Source organism: Acetobacterium tundrae, from assembly GCF_008086615.1.
Classification (GTDB): domain Bacteria; phylum Bacillota; class Clostridia; order Eubacteriales; family Eubacteriaceae; genus Acetobacterium; species Acetobacterium tundrae.
The window spans coordinates 1-19,899 of the sequence record NZ_RXYB01000002.1; the positions used below are offsets into that span (position 1 = coordinate 1).

20 protein-coding genes, 1 tRNA gene and 2 pseudogenes are annotated in these 19,899 nt (G+C 37.2%); 20 read left to right on the top strand and 3 right to left on the bottom strand.

Translation table 11 applies throughout. The features are described from left to right. Nucleotides 1–48: 48 nt before the first annotated feature. The 5 genes and pseudogenes from FZC40_RS01495 to FZC40_RS17330 all read left to right on the top strand — a co-directional run. Nucleotides 49–124 (top strand) — tRNA-Lys (locus tag FZC40_RS01495). Nucleotides 125–267: 143 nt separating this feature from the next. After that, the gene (locus FZC40_RS01500) at nt 268–975 is read left to right on the top strand and encodes a lantibiotic protection ABC transporter ATP-binding protein (protein ID WP_148602182.1); all 708 of its coding nucleotides are present in this window, start codon (nt 268–270) and stop codon (nt 973–975) included. After that, nucleotides 976–1,326 carry a lantibiotic immunity ABC transporter MutE/EpiE family permease subunit gene (locus tag FZC40_RS01505; RefSeq protein ID WP_148602183.1) on the top strand — a complete coding sequence of 117 codons (351 nt, stop codon included), beginning with the start codon at nt 976–978 and terminating at the stop codon, nt 1,324–1,326. A gap of 204 nt (nt 1,327–1,530) precedes the next feature. Beyond that, nucleotides 1,531–2,007: pseudogene (locus tag FZC40_RS17325) on the top strand (response regulator transcription factor); the annotation flags it as partial. A 228-nt stretch (nt 2,008–2,235) separates the two neighbouring features. Further along, nucleotides 2,236–2,571: pseudogene (locus FZC40_RS17330) on the top strand (ATP-binding protein); the annotation flags it as partial. A gap of 146 nt (nt 2,572–2,717) precedes the next feature. Here FZC40_RS17330 and FZC40_RS01515 read toward each other — a convergent pair. Beyond that, nucleotides 2,718–2,855: a cation transporter gene (locus FZC40_RS01515; RefSeq protein ID WP_148602185.1), complete on the bottom strand. Its 138-nt coding sequence runs from the start codon at nt 2,853–2,855 to the stop codon at nt 2,718–2,720. A 380-nt stretch (nt 2,856–3,235) separates the two neighbouring features. Here FZC40_RS01515 and FZC40_RS01520 point away from each other — a divergent pair, with 380 nt between their 5' ends. From FZC40_RS01520 to FZC40_RS01560, 9 genes are read left to right on the top strand one after another with little or no spacing between them, the layout of a single operon-like run. Further along, on the top strand, nt 3,236–3,586 hold the full coding sequence (locus FZC40_RS01520) for a hypothetical protein (protein ID WP_148602186.1): 351 nt from the start codon (nt 3,236–3,238) through the stop codon (nt 3,584–3,586). A 37-nt stretch (nt 3,587–3,623) separates the two neighbouring features. Beyond that, nucleotides 3,624–4,670: a V-type ATPase subunit gene (locus FZC40_RS01525; RefSeq protein WP_243135718.1), complete on the top strand. Its 1,047-nt coding sequence runs from the start codon at nt 3,624–3,626 to the stop codon at nt 4,668–4,670. 20 nt (nt 4,671–4,690) lie between these two features. After that, the gene (locus tag FZC40_RS01530) at nt 4,691–6,655 is read left to right on the top strand and encodes a V-type ATP synthase subunit I (RefSeq protein ID WP_148602187.1); all 1,965 of its coding nucleotides are present in this window, start codon (nt 4,691–4,693) and stop codon (nt 6,653–6,655) included. A gap of 18 nt (nt 6,656–6,673) precedes the next feature. Next, on the top strand, nt 6,674–7,114 hold the full coding sequence (locus FZC40_RS01535) for an ATP synthase subunit C (RefSeq protein ID WP_148602188.1): 441 nt from the start codon (nt 6,674–6,676) through the stop codon (nt 7,112–7,114). 1 nt (nt 7,115) lies between these two features. Beyond that, nucleotides 7,116–7,418, top strand: coding sequence for a V-type ATP synthase subunit F (locus tag FZC40_RS01540; protein ID WP_148602189.1), 303 nt, complete (start codon nt 7,116–7,118; stop codon nt 7,416–7,418). Between the two features lie 13 nt (nt 7,419–7,431). After that, nucleotides 7,432–8,049: a V-type ATP synthase subunit E gene (locus FZC40_RS01545; protein WP_148602190.1), complete on the top strand. Its 618-nt coding sequence runs from the start codon at nt 7,432–7,434 to the stop codon at nt 8,047–8,049. A 6-nt stretch (nt 8,050–8,055) separates the two neighbouring features. Further along, a complete protein-coding gene (locus tag FZC40_RS01550) occupies nt 8,056–9,873 on the top strand; it encodes a V-type ATP synthase subunit A (protein ID WP_148602191.1) in 1,818 nt (605 codons plus the stop codon). Further along, a complete protein-coding gene (locus tag FZC40_RS01555) occupies nt 9,848–11,230 on the top strand; it encodes a V-type ATP synthase subunit B (RefSeq protein WP_148602192.1) in 1,383 nt (460 codons plus the stop codon). Before FZC40_RS01550 ends, FZC40_RS01555 begins: the two co-directional genes overlap by 26 nt. A gap of 11 nt (nt 11,231–11,241) precedes the next feature. Continuing rightward, on the top strand, nt 11,242–11,856 hold the full coding sequence (locus tag FZC40_RS01560; RefSeq protein ID WP_148602193.1) for a V-type ATP synthase subunit D: 615 nt from the start codon (nt 11,242–11,244) through the stop codon (nt 11,854–11,856). Nucleotides 11,857–11,914: 58 nt separating this feature from the next. Here the strand turns inward: FZC40_RS01560 and FZC40_RS01565 are convergent, their stop codons facing one another. Together FZC40_RS01565 and FZC40_RS01570 are read right to left on the bottom strand one after the other, a co-directional pair. Continuing rightward, the gene (locus tag FZC40_RS01565; RefSeq protein WP_186843854.1) at nt 11,915–13,588 is read right to left on the bottom strand and encodes a glutamine--tRNA ligase/YqeY domain fusion protein; all 1,674 of its coding nucleotides are present in this window, start codon (nt 13,586–13,588) and stop codon (nt 11,915–11,917) included. 86 nt (nt 13,589–13,674) lie between these two features. Beyond that, complete coding sequence (locus FZC40_RS01570) at nt 13,675–14,781, bottom strand: aminopeptidase (protein ID WP_148602195.1); 1,107 nt, start codon at nt 14,779–14,781, stop codon at nt 13,675–13,677. A gap of 232 nt (nt 14,782–15,013) precedes the next feature. Between FZC40_RS01570 and FZC40_RS01575 the strand changes: the two genes are divergently transcribed. The 6 genes from FZC40_RS01575 (at nt 15,014) to mnmA (ending at nt 19,833) form a co-directional block, all read left to right on the top strand. Beyond that, nucleotides 15,014–15,181: a zinc-ribbon domain-containing protein gene (locus FZC40_RS01575; RefSeq protein ID WP_041668887.1), complete on the top strand. Its 168-nt coding sequence runs from the start codon at nt 15,014–15,016 to the stop codon at nt 15,179–15,181. A 138-nt stretch (nt 15,182–15,319) separates the two neighbouring features. After that, a complete protein-coding gene (locus FZC40_RS01580) occupies nt 15,320–15,592 on the top strand; it encodes a GIY-YIG nuclease family protein (RefSeq protein ID WP_186843853.1) in 273 nt (90 codons plus the stop codon). Then, the gene (locus tag FZC40_RS01585) at nt 15,592–16,623 is read left to right on the top strand and encodes a potassium channel family protein (protein WP_148602196.1); all 1,032 of its coding nucleotides are present in this window, start codon (nt 15,592–15,594) and stop codon (nt 16,621–16,623) included. Before FZC40_RS01580 ends, FZC40_RS01585 begins: the two co-directional genes overlap by 1 nt. An 18-nt stretch (nt 16,624–16,641) precedes the next feature. Then, nucleotides 16,642–17,994: a MurT ligase domain-containing protein gene (locus FZC40_RS01590; RefSeq protein WP_148602197.1), complete on the top strand. Its 1,353-nt coding sequence runs from the start codon at nt 16,642–16,644 to the stop codon at nt 17,992–17,994. Further along, entirely contained in the window at nt 17,994–18,758 is a 765-nt protein-coding gene (locus tag FZC40_RS01595; RefSeq protein WP_148602198.1) for a type 1 glutamine amidotransferase, read from the top strand. The genes FZC40_RS01590 and FZC40_RS01595 overlap by 1 nt, the downstream gene beginning before the upstream one ends. After that, nucleotides 18,748–19,833, top strand: coding sequence for a tRNA 2-thiouridine(34) synthase MnmA (gene mnmA / locus FZC40_RS01600; protein ID WP_279233303.1), 1,086 nt, complete (start codon nt 18,748–18,750; stop codon nt 19,831–19,833). Before FZC40_RS01595 ends, mnmA begins: the two co-directional genes overlap by 11 nt. The last annotated feature ends 66 nt before the right edge of the window (nt 19,834–19,899 follow it).

The window sequence follows — 19,899 nt, forward strand, 5'->3', positions numbered from 1 at the left end:
AACTGGATTACATCAACGTATGAAGACAAACACAATTAAATATTTTATGACCCATTAGCTCAGTTGGTAGAGCATCTGACTTTTAATCAGGGTGTCGGGCGTTCAAGTCGCCCATGGGTCACCATTTAAAAAACAGGACTGCAAGAGATTGCGGTTTTTTTATTGCCGATAATTTCATAGTGATTAAATAAATGTTTTTAAATCCTTATAAAATCCTTACAATTACCCTTTATCATATAAATATCAAAAGAAAAAGGAGTAATTATAATGAAAGACATTATATTAGAAACAAGAAGTCTTACTAAGACATTTAAAAAACAGGTAGCAGTGAAAAATATTTCTTTATCACTCGAAAGAAATTCAGTGTATGGTCTATTAGGACCAAATGGAGCTGGAAAATCCACGATTCTAAAAATGATTACAGGCATGTTAAAACCTACTGATGGAGAAATTATTTTCAATAATCATCTCTGGTCGAGAAATGATCTTTCACAGATTGGTTCGTTGATTGAATCAGCACCTTTATATGAAAATTTGTCAGCGAGGGAAAATTTGAAGGTACGTACCCTGGTATTAGAAATTCCTGATACTAAAATTGATGAGGTTTTAGAAATTGTGGATCTAAGGGATACCGGAAAAAAGAAAGCTGGTAATTTCTCAATGGGTATGAAGCAGCGTCTTGGTGTGGCGATTGCACTTTTAAACAATCCAAAACTTTTAATATTAGATGAGCCTACCAATGGGCTGGATCCCATTGGAATACAGGAATTGCGTGAGTTGATCCGTTCATTTCCGGAGAAAGGAATTACAGTCATTCTTTCCAGTCATATATTAAGTGAAGTTGAACAGATTGCTGACCATGTTGGAATTATCTCCGGAGGTGTTCTTGGTTATCAGAATGAACTAAAATTAGGCGATAATTTAGAAAAACTGTTTTTAGAAACAGCAGCAAAGTACCGAAGGGTTGAAGCATAGATGACAACATATTTAAAAGCGGAAAATATAAAAATAAGGCATACAGCGATTCCGAGACTAGCTCTTCTAGCGCCGCTTGCAACCATTCTTCTATCTTTCTTTCTGGCATGTGATTTTTTTATGGTAGATAATTATAACTGGTGGTATAGTATGATTTTGCCCCTTTACATTACCATTATTAGTGGAATATTGATGCAGAAGGACGGAAAAATGGGAAATCGCGCCGTTATCTCATTACCGATTGACTTGAAAAAAATATGGATTGCCAAAATAATGATTGGAGTGGAACTACTTGGGGTATCCGATTTACGGGATATTATTCGCTCTCGATTAGTGATCCAGATTATCTGATGTCGATGATGGGAGATGTGCAGTTTGGTATCGTGACAGCAACTGTTTTAACTGCTTCGCTATTAGTTGCGGCAATTGTTTGGTTTTCTAATTATGAATCAAAAAATTGCATCGAAAGTTAAGTTTAGTGTTTGGATTGATAGGATAAAAAATAGCAATAGTTGGAGCGAAATTTGAAGATTTTTAATTTAAGGATACAGAAATATGGCAAATATTTTAGCAGTTGATGATGAAAAAGAAATCCTAATGATTATAAAACGGGCACTTGAAAAAACCGGTCATCGCGTAACAACAGTAGTCAGCCCGCTGAATATACAAGAAAACCAGTTTTCAAATTATGACCTAATTCTTTTAGATGTGATGATGCCGGATATGGATGGCTATGAATGTTGTCGGAAAATACGTGGATTGGTGGATTGTCCAATTATTTTTCTTACTGCTAAAGTCATGGAAACCGATTTAATTACTGGTCTTCGTGTTGGTGGCGATGACTATATTACAAAACCGTTTGGAATTGGTGAATTAAGAGCGAGGGGGGAGGCCCATCTCAGAAGGGATCATCGAGAAAAGCAAAATGTGTTTGCCATATCCGGGCTGCGATTTCACCTCGCCGCCAAAGAAGTCTATGTTGAAGCAGAATTAATTGAGGAAACGGAGCTTAATGAAGAACAGCGTGTCTGCAGTGTCAGTGTTCAAAAAAGTGTTGCCGATATGGAACGATATCTAATGATTCTGATGGATATCATTGAGTCTGAAAAAGAAAATAATCTGGTCTTTAAGGATATTTCTTTTACAACATTAATGGCGACAATCATTTCGGATGCTCGGTTAATCGCGGGCCAGAAAAACATTAGATTCACTCTGATTCAAGAGTCGGTTCCAGCTATTATCACCGTGGATGAAACAGCAATAAAGCGTGGTCTGATGAATGTGATTTCTAATGCGGTGGTACATACACCGACAGGTGGAGAGATCCTTTTAAATGTATCTGAAAAAAGAAAGTTTCTCTATTTTACAGTGGAAGATTCCGGGAAAGGATTTTCACGTGAAGAAATGAAGTCAGCATTGGAACCGTTTTATCAAGGAGAGAAAAGCCGAAATTCAAGGGAACATTATGGATTAGGTTTGTATATTGTGGATAATCTTGTAAAAAATCATGGTGGCAGTGTAAAGTTATTTAAATCGGATAAAACTGGCGGAGCTAAGGTGGATATTAAAATACCGGTAAATCATTTACTGATATAACCATATTAAAAACAGTGCCGCTCTAACTTTATATTTTATATAACGTTAGAGCGGCACTATTTTGTTAAGTAGACATTTGTTGGAACACTTTAAATATTTAATTTAAACACAACGTCAGTTTATTCTTAAGATTTTTTCTAAAGCTTTTACGAGAGCAGTGAAGCCGGATAACCAGCTTCTGTTAAGGCAGCGATGACAACCGCATCATCAATGCCATCAATTGCATTGAGTTTCGTTTCGACTCGTTTTACACAATGTTGACAACTCATGTCATCAATCTTCATTAATTATTCAATGGATTGAGAAGTTCTTCCTTTGGTTTTTGTTTCAAAATATTTACCGAGGGTAATTAATACTAATATAACGGTTATTGATTCAAAATACAATTCATGTCCACATTGATGGACTAATTCCATATTATCTTTAGAAAACCATAAACGAGGATGAAAACGACGACTACACCATATAAAAATGACGTACAAGTTCCCACTGCTTTAATGCCATTAATTTGGTTAAGTTTTCGTTGAATGGTGCCGTCGCAAGCTGTGCAGGTCATTTCATTAAATTTCACATCATTTTAATAATCATTATTAAAAACATAATAAAAATAGTATAAAATAACTTTAAAACAGCATATTACATGTTGTAGGAAAGGAGCACTTTTATGTTACACAGTGAAGATGCGGATATTAATATTGTTATTAGGGAAATTATAAATCTGGATAAAAAGGCAATCGACATTAAAAAAAATGTTGATGCAAGGGCAGTCGAAATATTGGAACAAGCAAAAAATAATATCAAAGAAAGAGAAAAAGTTGAATCAGAAAATGCTCAGAAGCTGGCGAAAAAAAATTATGAAATCGAAATGACAAAAGCAAAAGAGGAACGCATTTCAATTATCAATTCAATGGAGAAAGATTTGCTACAAGTGCGCTATCGGTATGATGAGAAAAAAGAAGAAAAGGCAATCGAAGTCCTGGAGATATTATTCAAAACGCCAACTGATCATATTTAAATATAAATTTTGAATTTAGAGAAAAGTGAGAAATTATATGTCTAAAAGTAAATATGCATGCATAAGTGTAAAAACACTTGCCATGAAGGCTCAAAAAATCAGAGAATTGGATTATCTTGAGCTGATCAAAGCGAAAAATATGACAGCTGTATTTCTGTATTTAAGAGATCATACCTATTACGGCGAGTTTTTAAAAAATCTGGATCCGTTAAATCTTCATCGCACGGAGATTGAGGTATGCTTAAGTGATTTCAAGGTCAAGGAAACTGAAAAACTCATGCATTATTTATATGGTAAGGATAAATCGTTTTTTAAAATGCTTTTAGTTCAGCTAGAGGTGGAATCTCTGATAGTTTTAATTCGTGGTATTGCCAGAAACGACGATTTGGAATCCTTACGAGACCTTATTGGATACTCTAAGAAATATACAAATGTGCCTTTTGAACGTTTGCTTCGTGTAAAAGATTGGGAGAAATTTAAAAAACTGCTTATTGACACTGATTATTATCGGGTCCTGGAAATTTTTAAAGATGCCTCAATTGAGCAGGATTTGGTGATGATTGAAAAGAGTTTGGATCGATATTATTATGATTTGTTAAAAAAAAGAATGCTTGAACTGGATAAAAAAATTAATCGAGATTTGATTAAGGCCCAACAGCGAAATTTTGATTTGCATAATTTGGTATGGATTTATCGTGGCAGAAAGTTTTATAATCTTTCGCGCGAAGTGTTGATTGCCTATTCATTGAGAGGTGGATTGGAAATTAATGAGAGGCGTTTATCAAATCTTGTTGAAGCAAAGAACACAGAAGAAATGAAGGAACAATTGATTAATTCAGATTATGCGTTTTTATTTAATCATACGAAAACCATTGATCTGTATATGGAGCGGCGAATGAAAAGGTATCTATATTATCTATATTTAAAACTATTTAGGATAGGAAGCGATAACTTAGGCAGGGCGTTTGCATATATTCAATTATTAGATTTCGAAATTGCGGATATAACTTCAATTATTGAGAGCAAGCGATATCGAATGGAGCCGGCAGAAATAAAATATTATTTAATCAGATCCTTTGACTAGGATGTGAAAGGAGGGTCTAAATGGCAATTGAGAATGTAATCATGATGGATGTCGTGGGAAAGATTGAAGATGTTGACAAATTTACTAAAGATATTTTTCTTTTCAATGACATCCAAATTATTGATGCCATGCGTGAAATAGATTCCGGCAGGTTTATTCTTCCCATACAAGAAGAAAACATTAATGGACTTTTGGGGTTTTCGCAGCTCATCTCAGGGGAAGCGAAAATGGGAGAAAAAAACTATATAAAAATGGTATATAAGTTGAATGAGCTTTATAAAGGATCCTTAAAGTTGAATATGAATTCTTTGGCAAATGGGGAAACTGATCTTGACAAGGCGTTAGAAAAAGTCGCTGAATTTGAACGCAATATCGTTGCTGAGTATGATGAAATCACGCACATCAATATTCAAATTGAAGAGTTGAAGAAAAGCAGAACCGCTTATTCATACATCAATGAAGTGAATGCTCGAATGTCCGAGCTTGACAGTTTAGAAAATTTCTCCTATAGTATCGGCTCGGTTACAAAGGACAATGCCGCTCGTTTGAAAAGCATATATAATAGCGTCACTTCAATTGTGTTTCATGTTGGGAACCAGCAAGATAATGAAGAAGTATTTATGATTATCACTCCGAAGGATTTTGAAATAGAATCCCATCGCATACTAAAAGCTCTTAATTATAAATCGATTGAAGGCTTTCGTTCGGATTATACTGAAACGCCCAGAGAAATTCTTCAATTGATTGAAGAAAAGATCAGTGAATTACAAGTGAAATGTGCGGTTCTGTTTAAAAAGTTAAATATCCATTTAGAAGAAAGTCGAAAAGATGCAGCAGCTAGTTTCAATACGCTTAGTTTATATGGAAATCTGAACATCATTGAAAAATACATGGCTTTCAGCGAGAAAAATTTCTATTTTTCTGGGTGGATTTCAAAACGAGATAAAGAAAAAATGGAAAATATTGGAAAAAAATATCCAGATTTGATTATGATGTTTTTTGAAATAAATAGTGGCAGCGGAAAACCGCCGACAAAATTAAAGAATAACTGGTTTTTTAGTCCTTTTGAAGCACTGGTGAAGATGTATGGGGTTCCTTCATTTGACGAACTGGATCCGACGCCTTTTCTAAGTATTACGTATATGTTTTGTTTCGGATTTATGTTTGGTGACATCGGACAGGGTTTTATTTTATCAGTTGTTGGATTCATTCTTGGGAAAAAAGGCGTGGAACTTGGAAAAGTGCTGTTGCGATTAGGCATTTGCTCCGTTTTTTTCGGATTTATGTACGGCAGCGTTTTCGGATTTGAAGAGATCATTAAACCAGTTTGGATCAGGCCATTTGATGAGATCAATACCATGTTAATGACGGCGGTTATCATTGGTATGATGATGCTTTTAGTTGCGTATATTTACAGTATTATCAATAAATTGAAGAAAAAAGAAATAAAAGAAGGTGTTTTTGGAAAAGATGGTATTTGTGGATTAATTTTATACTCGTCACTTTTAGGCCTTTTAGGACTCAATATGGGTATTTTCAAACAGTCAGGGCTATTTAATCTGATATTAATAGGAATTGCGATTCTAATGGTGGTGATTGTTCTTATCCGGGAGCCGCTTTCAAATTATCTATTTAAAAGTAAACAGCTTTATCAGGAGGAGGTATCAGAATATTATGTTGAAAGTGGATTTGAAATTTTCGAAATGCTTCTGGGAATGTTAAGCAATACGCTCTCATTCATTAGAATCGGTGCCTTTGCCCTAACCCATGTTGGCTTGTTTATGGCTTTTCAAACACTTGCCGTGATGGTTCAAAACGGCGTGATGAGTGTGGGAATACTTATTTTTGCGAATATTTTTATCATTACATTAGAAGGTTTAATCGTTTCGATTCAGGCACTAAGATTGCAGTTCTATGAATTGTTCAGCAAATATTACACCGGTGACGGAATCGAGTTCAAACCGATCGATCTGGAAATAAATTAATTTTAAAGGAGAAAAATAATGAATGTGCTTACACTCATAGCAATTGGAGCAAACTTGTTAGTATTAGGAACCATTGCCTTTGGGGTCTATTTTCTTTACAATGATTGCAGTGAGAATCGTTCGAAAATGAAACGATTTTTGCGCATTAATCTTACGACATTTATTCCGATGGTTGCGGCAGCTTTAATTTTTATGGCACCCAATATTGTGGCAGCAGCGACAACCGGTGCCTCTAACGGATTTACAGACGCTGGTTTAGGTTACATTGCAGCGGCGCTCTCGACTGGTTTTGCCTGTGCAGGAGCCGGCTATGCGGTGGGCGTTGTTGGCTCGGCAGCTCTGGGTGCAGTATCGGAAGATCCTAAAATACTTGGAAAAACCCTGATCTATGTTGGACTTGCAGAAGGGGTTGCTATCTATGGTTTGATTATTGCAATTCTGATTATTGGAAAATTATAAAATGAAATCATACATTATCAGTGAGAATCGGGATTCTTATTTGGGAATGAAATTGGCTGGCATCGAAGGTGTCTATTTAAGAAAAAAAAATGAAATCGAGATAGCGTTTAAAGAAGCACTGAAAAACAAAGAAATCGGGATTGTTTTTCTTAGTGAAAAAGCTTCTCTGATGATTGAAGATGAGGTTTTAGAAGCAAAGAAAAAATACTTTGTGCCGTTAATAACAATCATTCCTGACCGATATGGATATCAAAGAGAAGAGGGCATGATTATGCGGTATATTAAAGAATCTGTGGGATTGTAAGGAAGTGATCAAAATGATTTCAGTTGAAGAAAAACTTCGCGTATTTTCCCAGTATCTTTTAAATAAGGAAAGAACAAGGGGAAAGGGCATCATTGAAGAGGTGAAGAGTAAACAGCTAGAATTGCTGGAAGCATCGAAACAAAAAATCGAGAAAGAAAAAAAAAATATTGAGGAGCACAATAAAAAAATCATTTTCCGAGACAAGAATAAAATTATCTCAGAGGGTAAAAACAGGGCTAAAACACTGGAACTTGAAGAAAAAAATCATATTCTGATTGACTTTAATCAATTGATTATGGCAAAAGCGAAAGAATTTGTAGTAACGGATGTATACCGTGATTATCTCAGAAATTGCATGACCGGAATTCCTGAAATATTTGGAGAAAAAAGAGAGCTGGTAGTTTTTGTGAACAAAAGGGATTTAGATTATGTTAAAACATTGATTAACGATCAGATGATTGATTATACCGTTGAATATCGGAAGGAAATAAAAGACAGTATTGGTGGGATCGTTGTTGAAGATGCCGAAAGTCGAATTCACTGTGATTTTTCTGTTGAAAATTTAATCAACAACAAATATAAATTCATCGGAATGACTCTAAATGAGTTTATGGAAAAACAGGTGAACTAAATGGTGATGAGTAAAATTAATAAGGAAATCGGAATTATTTCCGCGATCAATGGTCCGGTCATTAAAGGAAAAAATATGTCTTCTTTTAAAATGCGGGAAATGGTTACGGTTGGTGAAAAACAACTTATCGGTGAAGTCATTGTCTTAGAAGGAGATATCGGAACGGTTCAGGTGTATGAAGAAACAGAGGGCCTCAAAACCGGTGAAGTCATTATCCCAACCGGCCGGCCACTCAGTTTGAAATTAGGACCCGGATTATTAAAAAATATGTTTGATGGCATTCAGCGACCGCTCAAGAAAATTCAAGAAATATCTCCGGTTTATATTCCTGAAGGGATTGGATTGCTCTCCATTGATGACAAAAAACTTTGGGATACAACGATCACTGCCAAGCTTGGCGATGTTTTAGCAGAAGGGAATATTTTTGGGCTGGTGCAAGAAACCGAAGTGATTCAAAATCGATTGATGGTTCCGCCTAATATTTCCGGAACCGTCGTTGAGGTTGTTACAAATGGCTTGTACACAATTGAAGCCGTGCTGGTAAAAATACAGGATGAAAAAAAAGAATTTCATGAATTGAAAATGGCTCAGGAATGGCCGGTGCGAACACCCCGTCCGAATGCATATCGACGTGAAACTTTAGTACCTTTGGTAACCGGACAGCGAGTGATCGATATTTTTTTTCCGATCGCCAAAGGCGGTACGGCCGCAATTCCCGGCGGCTTTGGAACCGGTAAAACCATGACCCAGCATCAGTTGGCAAAATGGTCAGATGCCGATATTATTGTTTATATCGGCTGTGGCGAACGGGGCAATGAAATGACGGAGGTCATTGAAGAGTTCCCAAAACTGCTGGATCCGCAGTCAGGAAAATCAATTATGGAACGAACGGTACTGATTGCCAACACCTCAAATATGCCGGTTGCCGCTCGCGAAGCGAGTATTTATACTGGCGTTACCATTGCCGAATATTATCGTGATATGGGTTATGCAGTAGCGTTGATGGCTGATTCAACTTCCCGGTGGGCAGAAGCCTTGCGAGAAATATCCGGCCGACTCGAAGAGATGCCGGCGGAAGAAGGATATCCGGCCTATTTGCCTTCGCGAATTGCAGAATTTTATGAACGGGCCGGAAGCGTTGAAACCCTGGGCGGCGGTGAGGGATCCATTACGATTATCGGCGCGGTTTCACCGGCAGGAGGAGATTTTTCAGAACCAGTTACGGAGAATACTAAGCGTTTTGTAAATGTTTTTTTGGCGCTTGATAAAAATCTTGCTTACGCTCGGCATTATCCTGCCATTAACTGGCTGGAAAGCTATAGTGGATACATAAAAATCCTATCCGATTGGTATGAAGACAATGTCGCTGAAGACTGTATCGAGTTACGAAATAAAATGCTTGAACTTTTATATGAAGAGAATAAACTTTTGGAAATGGTTATGCTTGTGGGTGAGGATGTTCTGCCAGATGATCAGCGCTGGATTCTGGAAATCGCAAAAATAATTAAGGTTGGTTATCTTCAACAGAATGCCTACAACAAAGAAGATACCTATGTGCCGCTGGAAAAACAATATGCCATGTTAAAATCGATTGAATATCTCTATGAAAAGGGTCGGGAGGGATTAAAACTAGGAATACCAACATCTCAGCTTAAGGATTTAGATATTTTTAATCAATTTATAAAAATGAAATATACGATTCCAAACGATGATCTCAGCGGTATTGACCGACTAAAGGATGATATTGACAGGTTCTACGATAAACTTTTAAAAAAATATGTAGATTTGGAGGGGAACAATGAAAAAAGAATATTTAAAAATTGACAAGGTAATTGGTCCCCTTATTGAAATATCTGAGGTGGATGATGTTTTTTATGGTGAAGTTGTTGATATTATTGATATTGATACAGGAAGTATAAAAAAAGGAAAAGTTATCAAAATTGAAGAAAAAAATGTAATCATTCAAGTTTTCCAAAATACCGCCGGTCTGGCGGCTGGGAACAGCATTATTAAATTTACTGGAGAGTCCTTTAATTTACCGATGTCTTTGGATTTGCAGGGCCGTATTTTCAATGGTGTTGGCGAACCAATTGATAATGGCAGTGCTATTTTCAGTGCCATTGAAGCGAATATTAATGGGCGGCCAATTAATCCGATGTCAAGGGAATATCCGCGAAATTTTATCCAAACAGGCATTTCATCAATAGACACACTGGCAACGTTAATTCGCGGTCAAAAGCTGCCGATTTTTTCGGGAAATGGTCTGCCTCATAATGAACTGGCAGCTCAGATTGTCAAACAGGCACAATTGGGCGAGAATACCGGCGAAGTTTTTGGCGTCGTTTTTGCTGCGATTGGCGTCAAACATGATGATGAAAAGTTTTTTAGAAAGAGTTTCAGCGAGGCTAACATCATGGATCATGTGGTTATGTTTGTCAACTATGCGGATGATCCCATAGCCGAGAGAATCACAACCCCGCGTTGTGCGTTAACCGCAGCCGAGTACCTTGCTTTTGAAAAAAACATGCATGTTTTAGTTGTTATGACAGATATGACAAGCTACTGTGAAGCGCTAAGAGAAATTTCATCCGCAAGAGAAGAGGTGCCTAGTCGAAAAGGTTATCCCGGGTATATGTATTCGGATTTGGCAGCTCTTTATGAACGTGCGGGAATGCTTAGGGATCGCAAAGGATCCATAACATTTTTACCAATTTTAACCATGCCGAATGATGATATTACCCATCCAATTCCGGATCTGACCGGGTATATTACCGAGGGACAGATTGTTTTAGGCAGAGATCTGTTTCAAAGAAGCATTTATCCGCCGGTAGCAGTTTTACCATCGCTATCGCGATTGATGAAAGATGGCATCGGTGAAGGTTTTACTCGAGAAGATCATGCTGATGTTACCAATCAACTTTTTGCATCATATTCAAAGGTTCAGGAAGTAAGAACTTTGTCACAGATTATTGGTGAAGAAGATTTAAGTCAGACAGATAAAAAATACATGGCTTTTGGTCGGGCTTTTGAGGCAGAATTTTTAAATCAGGGGTTTGATGAAAGTCGGAATATAATTGAAAGTCTTGACTTGGGATGGCGGCTTCTTTCGTTACTGCCATTGACTGAACTTGACCGGTTAAGTCCAGAGAACATTAAAAAATATTTTTCTCAGGAATCATAGGTGGTGGTATTATGGCCATAAAAATCACACCAACCAAGGCGAACCTGATAAAAACAAAAGGCCGGTTGAATTTTTCCGAAAAAGGATATGACCTTTTAGATAAAAAAAGGACCATATTAATTCAGGAAATCATGCAGTTGGTCAAGAAAGCTGAGCTTATTGAGAAAGAAATTGGACAATTATTTGGCGAAGCTTACGAGGCTTTGCAACAGGCTTGTATCAGCATGGGTCTTAATCATTTAGAGGAGTTTGCATTATCCGTGAACCCGGAGTTGCCTTTTGATATTCGTGCCAGAGGGGTAATGGGGGTTGATATACCTGAAGTGATTTATGCAAATGAAGAAGAAAAAGTTTTACCCTATGGCTTTTATGAGAATAATCCGGCCTTGGATATTGCGCTAAAGAAGTTTTCAGATGTGAAGTATTTATGTTATCAATTAGCACAAGTTGAAACAACTGCTTTCAAACTATCCCTGGAAATTAAAAAGACCCAAAAAAGTGCCAATGCATTGGATAAAATTCAGATTCCCCGGTTAAAGGAGGAGATCAAATATATTCAGGATACGATTGAAGAGAAAGAAAGGGAAGAATTTTTCAGATTAAAAAGAGTGAAGAATAAACGGTAAATTATTTTCTTGCATAAAAATTCCCATTGCATCCAGATGGATACAATGGGAATGCTTATTATTTAGAGGGTTTCCAGGAGCTTTTCAGGGAAACAATTTCGTTAAAGACCAGCTTCGCGGGCGTTGAATATTTTGGATCAACTGAGAAAAATCCGTTTCGAATAAACTGAAATTTTTCATACGGAGTTGCCTTCATAACTTCAGGTTCAGCGTAGGCTTTAACAATTTCAAGAGAATTGGGATTGATGTGTTCAAGGAAGTTGTCTTTGTTTATTCCCGCCTCATCATCAATGAGATAATCATAAAGATGAACTTCAATTTCTTTGGCGTGATTGATATCGACCCAATGGATGGTACCTTTAACTTTTCGTTCGGAAAAACCGCTGCCAGAACGGGTAGCCGGATCATAGGTGCATTTCAACTCAATAACATTGCCGTCTTCGTCTTTGACAACTTCGTTGCAGGTGATAAAATAAGCGCCTCTTAAACGAACTTCATTGCCAGGAAATAAACGATAGTATTTTTTCGGAGGCGCTTCCATAAAATCAGCTTTTTCAACAAATATTTCACGGCTAAATGGGGTAGTATAGTTTCCCATATCCGGATCTTCCTGATTGAGCGGCAGTTCAACCCATTCCACCTGATCTTCCGGATAATTGGTAATGGTCACTTTCAAGGGATCCATTACTGTCATTAACCGGGGTGCCTTTAGCTTCAAGTCATCTCTGATAAAATGTTCAAGCATGGCAATATCCACGGTACTATTGGTTTTGGCAACCCCAATGGCTTCACAAAAGGCCTGAATGGATTCAGGGGTATAGCCTCTTCGGCGCAAACCTGAAATCGTTGCCAGACGGGGATCGTCCCATCCATCAACGATTTTTTCGTCAACTAGCTGTTTTAAATAACGTTTTCCAATAATTGTTTTGGTCAAATTGAGTTTTGCAAACTCGATCTGTCGTGGCGGCTCATTTTGAAAATCATCAAGATTTGATAAAACCCATTCGTAAAAAGGACGATGGTCTTCAAATTCCAAGGTGCACAATGAGTGAGTGATGCCCTCAATCGCATCTTCGATGGGATGAGCATAATCATACATCGGGAATATAAACCAGTCCTTATCAGCGGTGTGATGTTTGATGTGAAGAATCCGGTAGATTGCGGGATCCCGCATATTCATGTTAGGGCTGGCCATATCGATTTTTGCCCGGAGAACCCGTGATCCTTCAGGTAGTTTGCCACATTTCATTTGCTCGAAAAGTTCCAGATTTTCTTCCACACTTCGTGAACGGTAGGGACTTTCTTTGCCCGGTTCGGTAAGATTTCCTCGGTACTCGCGCATTTCCTCAGAGGTGAGGTCATCCACAAAGGCCAATCCCTTTTTTATCAGTTCAACAGCATAGGCTGCCATTTTATCGAAATAACTGGAAGCAAAAAAGAGACGATCATCCCATTTGATGCCTAACCAGGCAAGGTCTTCTTTAATGGAATCAACGTATTCCATATCCTCTTTACTGGGATTGGTGTCATCAAAACGCAGATTGAATTTTCCTTGATATTCTTGCGAAATACGGTAATTGAGAAGCGAAGCTTTAGCATGACCTATATGTAAATAACCGTTTGGTTCCGGTGGAAAGCGGGTGTGAACACGATCATTGGTGTAGACCTTGTTGTCGATATCATGATCAATTGCATTGGTAATAAAATTTGTCTTTTTTTCTGTGGGCTCCATTAAAATCCTCCTGTTTTTCATATCAGCCAATAATATCATAAAGTGCCTTTTTTTACAATACAAGGTATGGGAAAGCTGAATCCCATTTATCGCTTTAAAAATTTTCCGTTTTTATAACATAGCTCGTCATCGGCATAGATTTCTCCGCCATCTTTCATGTCGCATAACATATCCCAATGAAGCAGAGAATCATTGACAGGACCACACTCGGGATAGGAGCTGCCAAGGGCTAGATGAATCGTACCACCTATTTTTTCGTCGAAAAGCATGTTTTTCGTAAATTTTGTGATACCATAATTGGTACCAATTGCGAATTCGCCGGCAAAATGCGAACCTTCATCTGTATCAATCAGAGACAAAAGCAAATCTTCGCCACGTTTGGCGGTGGCATCGGTAACTCTACCATTTTCAAAGGTAAGCCTGATGTCTTCAATTTCCTGTCCACTGTAAATGCCGGGGAACGTAAAACGAATGGTGCCATTAACACTTTCTCTGACCGGGGCGGTAAAAACTTCGCCACTGGGAAAATTATGGTGACCGTCTGAGTTTATCCAGGTTCGGTTGTCAGTGCTTAAGGTTAAGTCGGTGTCTTTGGCAATCACATGATAATTTTTTTTGGTATTTAAATAGTTAACCATTGCTTGCTGATCATCATGGATTTTTTTCCAGGAAGCAATCGGATTTGGGGTATTAATGAGACAGGCTTCAAAAACAAAATTTTCGTACTCTTCCAGGGACATATTGGCTTCTTGAGCACCGCTTTCAGTGGGATAGAGGCACAGGGTCCAATCCATCAAGCCAAGAGAAATACGGTCATTAAAGATTTTGGTAAGGGGAGCTCCGGCACGACGTTGAAGTGCAATTCGTTCACTTGGTATCGATGTGAGCGCTTTTAAATTATTGTTTCCTAAAATAGTGAGGACTTTATCGGCCTTTGAATAAGCTTCCATCATTAAGGGTGAATTAAATTGCAGCTGGTCATTGCTGGCTTCCTTCAACATGATTTCAGAAATACCATCCGGAATGAGTAAAACACTGGGATGTGCACCGACTTTCAATATTTCTCGATAGCATTCTTTAATGAGCGGCATGGCCAAATCTGAACCGCGGATGACGACCCATTCATTCTTTTTTACATAAAGGGAATAGTTGACAAGGCTGTGGGCATAATTTATTAAACGATGATCTCTCATGATTTATCTCCTTATAATTGAAATGATAGTATTAAATATATACGAAAAAAGAATTTAACTCAATAAAAAAATAAAAAAAAAGGTGACAAAATGACAAGAATATTGTATAATGTCACCAGTATAGATAATGATTAAAAGTTCATAAATGGTAACCACGTTAAGACAATACGTCCATGCTCCATTTAAAAAGAATAATCAGATCCTGTACAGTAAAATTAAGTGGAGGTAACTCATGGAAGACAGAACTTTAATTTGTCAAGATTGTGGTGAAGAATTTGTGTTTACAGTTGGTGAACAAGAATTCTACCAGGAAAAAGGTTTTGATAATGAACCAAAAAGATGTCGTGAATGTCGCACAAAAAGAAAACAAACTAGAAGACCAAGAAACAGCAATTTCTAGGAACAATTCACAAAAACAAATAAGATCCCTTTTAGGGATCTTTTTTTCTTTTGATGAAATTATTGCTATTATATAAAGAATCGCATTAATTTAAGATAAAAAAATGATAAGAACCAAAAATGAAAGAAAGACAAACAAATGATAGACAAAGCTTACGTTTATATCGTAGAATGTAAAGATGGTACATTATATACTGGCTGGACCAAAAACATAGAAGCGCGAGTAAAGGTTCATAATTCAGGAAATGGTGCAAAATATACGCGTTCTCGTCTTCCGGTGAATTTAGTTTTTTGGGAAGAATTTGAGACAAAATCAGAAGCGCTTATTCGCGAAGCGGCAATAAAGAAAATGACAAGAAAGCAAAAGTTGATTCTAATTAATGGTTTAGATAAACAGGAAAGAGGACGTTAATGAATCAGATAATGAATGAGTTGTCGGTTAATAATAACCTGGCAGATGGAAATGTCATTATTATTATTTATGATTTATTTATCGTTTTCCTTTTTATTTTTGAGCTTTTCCTTTTTTATAACAAAGATCAGTATGTAAGAGAACTAACACAGAATGGCAAGCATAAAATCAAGCCATTCAGACGTTTCTTTGTAAAATTAACCGTTAGCAATCAATATCAGGGAATTTTGACCGTGACCGGCGTTTTATTAGTCATCTCGCTCATTGTGGTTTCAAGTCACCATACTATTTTGCCCCAGGAGTTAATAGCTGTTTTAGGGAGCTTTGCAGCTTTTATTGTTGTTGTTATTTTTGTACAGCATTTTTTTATGAAATTGGATGAATTTCAAAATAATGTCGTATCCCGTTTTGTTCAACTCATTTATTATTTAATATTGGGCCACTCTTTTGTATTGTTTGCGAATTTTATTTCGCCACCGAGTTTATCCATTGGGCTAATTGGTTTAGGTGTTGCATTGATTTTATGCTTTTCGGTAATGATAAGCGCCATTGCTAATCCAAATTTGCTGCGAAGTTCGGTGTCGAAACATCGAAAATATCAAGTGACTGCCAGTATTCTAAAGGGTATGCTGGTTTTGGTTATCAGCGAACTGGGAATATTGTATCTGATGGTTTATAATTGTTTTAAAATAAATCATGGTTTTTATGCTTCAAGTTTAAATCGAAGTTTGGATGCCTTTGATATGTTGTATTATCTGATCATGACATTTGCTACTGTTGGTTACGGGGATATTATTCCTGTTCGGGTCGATGGTATGATTTTTAGCGAACTCGTTGCAATGATTATTGGATTGGTCAGTATGTTTAGTACAGCCTGCTTTGTTGGAGCAGTTGTTGCCGGTGCGGCACAAATGAGTTGGAGTCAAACAGAAGATGCCGATAAAGCAGAAAAGCCAGATCCGGAAGTCAATTCTGGTAATGAAGGAATATTAGCTGTGATTAGAAAAAAATTAAAAAACAAAGATATTTAAAAAGAGAGGCTATTCATAATGAAATTTTATTTTGCACTTTGGTTGGCAAAAATACTTGGCGTTGCCATTAATCTTGTCAGCAAGGATCGTGGAACGAATCTTCCAGGAGAAAAAGCTTTGGCAATTGATCCTAGCTTTGTGAAGAATTTTAAAAATATTGACTATTCAAAAGTAATATTTATTACCGGAACGAATGGAAAATCGTCGACAACCAATTTAGTTGATCATATTCTAAAAGAAAATGGAAAAAAAATCATATCAAATATTGAAGGAGCCAACCTTTTAAGTGGAATTGCGACGATATTAGCAAAAGAATCAACACTGACCGGAAAACTAAAGGCAGATTATTTTATTTTTGAGACCGATGAGCGATATCTGCCACTCGTATATGCTCAATTGCCGGCAGAAAATATGTTGATTACTAATCTGCAAAAAGATCAGGTCCAAAGAAATGGCGATCCTGATTTTATTTATCGTAAGTTAAAAGAAGTGATTAATCCCCAAATGACATTGATTTTAAACAATGAAGAACCGCGTTCTCGTTCCTTTGAAGAAAGTTCATACCGCTCGGTATACTACGGGGTTGAGCGTCATGATGAGTCCTTTAACAAAGGGATCGACTATCCAACTCAAGCCTGCCTAAAATGTCATCATGACATGGTGTTTGATTATTATAACGTGGACAGTATCGGAGCCTTCCATTGCGATTTTTGCGGTTATGCCAGTGAGACAATCCCGGAATATCAAGTAAATGATATTAATTTTAAAGAAAAAACATTTAAACTCAAAGGCGTTGACTATAACATGCCATATGATTTGCCTTTTATGTTTTATAATTATGCCGGGGCGCTGGCAATTTGCCAGGAGATCTGTGATATTTCCCCTCAAAAAGCGGCCAAAGCCTTCAATAATTTCAAGAATATTGGAGGACGGTTTGAAGTTCTGAAGTATAAAGACAAAACGATCAAATACATGCGGATCAAACAGGAAAATCCCGATACGCTTCAAAGTGCATTGAATATCATGGCGTTTGATAAACAAGAAAAAATGGTGGCATTAGGGCTTTATACGTTGGTTGACTTTATTCCGCACTATGCCAACACCTTTTATGCCTTTGATTGTGATTTTAAACCCCTGATTGACTCAAAGGTGGAACGTTACCTTTGCTTTTCGGAACATGTTTCCTATGATACCGCAAACCGACTCATTTACGAAGGGGTCGACAAAGAAGATATAACCATTATGGACAGCGATAATATAAAAGAAATATTTGCAGAAATTGATAAGGCAGAAACCAATAATATTTATTTAATCACATGGATTTCTACTTTCGAAAAGATGAAGAAATTTATCGAAGGAGGGCAGAATTAATGGATATGATATTAAAAATAGGGTGGCTCTTTCCTAATACATTTAACCTTCATGGTGATCGGGGCAATATTTTAGCGATAAAAGCTGAAGGATTGCGGCGCGGCTATAAAGTGGAGGTGTTTCAGATTAACCTGGAAACAAAAGATTTTGATCCTATGGATTATGATTTCATTTTCTGTCCGCCTGGGGAAATCGTCCATTTTAAACCGGTGATTGAATTTTTGAAGCCTCATAATGAGGCTCTTATGACGTTTATTGAAAACCGTCCGATGCTTGTTACCGGCACATCGATAGGAATTTTTGGAGAAGAAATACACCGCGACGATAACAGCAGCATAAAAGGACTGGGGATCGTCAATCTTGAAGTCTATGAGAGTCATGTTGTTTATGGTGACGATCTTTATTATCATTGCCAATACAATGGTAATAAAATGGAAATTATTGGGAATCAAATCCAAATGATGCATGTTGAGATTCAGGAAGAATCACCATTTGGACAACTGATATACGGTTATGGAAATACTGGCAATACAAAATTCGAGGGTGCCCGGAGCGGAAAAGGAATTTTCACCAATACGCTGGGTCCAGTGCTTGTTTGTAATCCCTGGTTAACGGAAGAAATTGTCAATCTGATTGAAGTCAATAAAGGCTTGCCGGTTTGGGAAGAAAAACGAGATAATTCACTGGAATTAAATTCTTTAAAAACTAAAGTAGCTTTGATCGAAAAGAAAGAGTCTAAGCTTATTAAAATAAGTGAGCGTTAAAATTAAAGAAAAGAATGTTGAGCTAATGTGTAAAAAAAAAGTTATTATCGGATTAAGTGGTGGAATTGATAGTGCCGCTTCTGCCTATCAATTAATAAAAGAAGGTTACGAGGTTATTGGCGTAACCTTCGATTTTTTTGGTTCGGAAAAAACCTTGGCAGCCGCTGGATTAGTGGCCGAAAGACTGGGAATAAAGCACCATATTGTGCATGCCCAAAAGCAGTTTCAAGAAAAGGTCATCGAGCCGTTCATTGCTGGCTACAAAAAAGGACAGACGCCCAACCCCTGTCTGTTGTGTAATCGGGAAATGAAATTTAAATTGCTGACCGAATTTGCAGACAGAAATGATCATGCTTTAATCGCAACCGGTCATTATGCCGAGGTTGTAAAAGTGGGAGATGAATTTAAACTTTTGGCAAGCCTGAATCAGGACAAGGATCAGTCCTATTTTTTATATCATTTGGATCAGAATGTATTAAGTCGAGTATTATTCCCGCTTGATTGCTTTCGTTCGAAAGATGCGGTCAGACAAAGCATTAAGGTATTATTACCAGATCTATCAACTGGAAATGAAAGCCAGGGGATTTGCTTTATTCCGAAAAAGAATCATACGCTGTTTCTGAAGGAAGCTGTTTTTGGTTCAAACCCGACACTACCCGGGAATTTCGTGGATACTGCTGGAAAAATACTGGGAATCCATCGGGGCATTCATGGATTTACACTGGGTCAGACCCGCGGCTTGGGAATCAAACAGTCAAAACGTTTGGTGGTGATTGACATTATTCCAGAGACAAACACGGTTGTCCTGGATGAAGAAGCGGCTCTTTTTAAGAATGAAATATGGATCGAACAGTTATACTTGCATTCAGGAGCAGATTTAACCGGAAGTGAATTGACTTTTAAAACGTGTCGTTGGGGTAATCATTATTACGGAAATGTTGAATGTCTTAACAATGGTCAAGCCATTGTCCACTGTAGGGAGTCGGTTAGAGCACCGACACCTGGACAAGCCCTGGTTTTTTATCGAGGACGTCAGGTTCTCGGTGGCGGAATTATAAAAAAGAATTTGATATAATTCAAACTTAGGTTATAATAATTTCGACTGTTTAAGATTACAGATAAATATTTTATTAGTATAGAT

Coding starts and splice junctions, on each gene's coding strand:
- FZC40_RS01520 (WP_148602186.1), top strand. CDS start 3,236: ATGTTACACAGTGAAGATGCGGATATTAATATTGTTATTAGGGAAATT.
- FZC40_RS01555 (WP_148602192.1), top strand. CDS start 9,848: ATGAAAAAAGAATATTTAAAAATTGACAAGGTAATTGGTCCCCTTATT.
- FZC40_RS01515 (WP_148602185.1), bottom strand. CDS start 2,855: ATGAAGATTGATGACATGAGTTGTCAACATTGTGTAAAACGAGTCGAA.
- FZC40_RS01580 (WP_186843853.1), top strand. CDS start 15,320: ATGATAGACAAAGCTTACGTTTATATCGTAGAATGTAAAGATGGTACA.
- FZC40_RS01595 (WP_148602198.1), top strand. CDS start 17,994: ATGGATATGATATTAAAAATAGGGTGGCTCTTTCCTAATACATTTAAC.
- FZC40_RS01535 (WP_148602188.1), top strand. CDS start 6,674: ATGAATGTGCTTACACTCATAGCAATTGGAGCAAACTTGTTAGTATTA.
- FZC40_RS01500 (WP_148602182.1), top strand. CDS start 268: ATGAAAGACATTATATTAGAAACAAGAAGTCTTACTAAGACATTTAAA.
- FZC40_RS01570 (WP_148602195.1), bottom strand. CDS start 14,781: ATGAGAGATCATCGTTTAATAAATTATGCCCACAGCCTTGTCAACTAT.
- FZC40_RS01525 (WP_243135718.1), top strand. CDS start 3,624: ATGTCTAAAAGTAAATATGCATGCATAAGTGTAAAAACACTTGCCATG.
- FZC40_RS01590 (WP_148602197.1), top strand. CDS start 16,642: ATGAAATTTTATTTTGCACTTTGGTTGGCAAAAATACTTGGCGTTGCC.
- FZC40_RS01565 (WP_186843854.1), bottom strand. CDS start 13,588: ATGGAGCCCACAGAAAAAAAGACAAATTTTATTACCAATGCAATTGAT.
- FZC40_RS01550 (WP_148602191.1), top strand. CDS start 8,056: ATGAGTAAAATTAATAAGGAAATCGGAATTATTTCCGCGATCAATGGT.
- FZC40_RS01575 (WP_041668887.1), top strand. CDS start 15,014: ATGGAAGACAGAACTTTAATTTGTCAAGATTGTGGTGAAGAATTTGTG.
- FZC40_RS01505 (WP_148602183.1), top strand. CDS start 976: ATGACAACATATTTAAAAGCGGAAAATATAAAAATAAGGCATACAGCG.
- FZC40_RS01540 (WP_148602189.1), top strand. CDS start 7,116: ATGAAATCATACATTATCAGTGAGAATCGGGATTCTTATTTGGGAATG.
- FZC40_RS01585 (WP_148602196.1), top strand. CDS start 15,592: ATGAATCAGATAATGAATGAGTTGTCGGTTAATAATAACCTGGCAGAT.
- FZC40_RS01545 (WP_148602190.1), top strand. CDS start 7,432: ATGATTTCAGTTGAAGAAAAACTTCGCGTATTTTCCCAGTATCTTTTA.
- FZC40_RS01560 (WP_148602193.1), top strand. CDS start 11,242: ATGGCCATAAAAATCACACCAACCAAGGCGAACCTGATAAAAACAAAA.
- FZC40_RS01530 (WP_148602187.1), top strand. CDS start 4,691: ATGGCAATTGAGAATGTAATCATGATGGATGTCGTGGGAAAGATTGAA.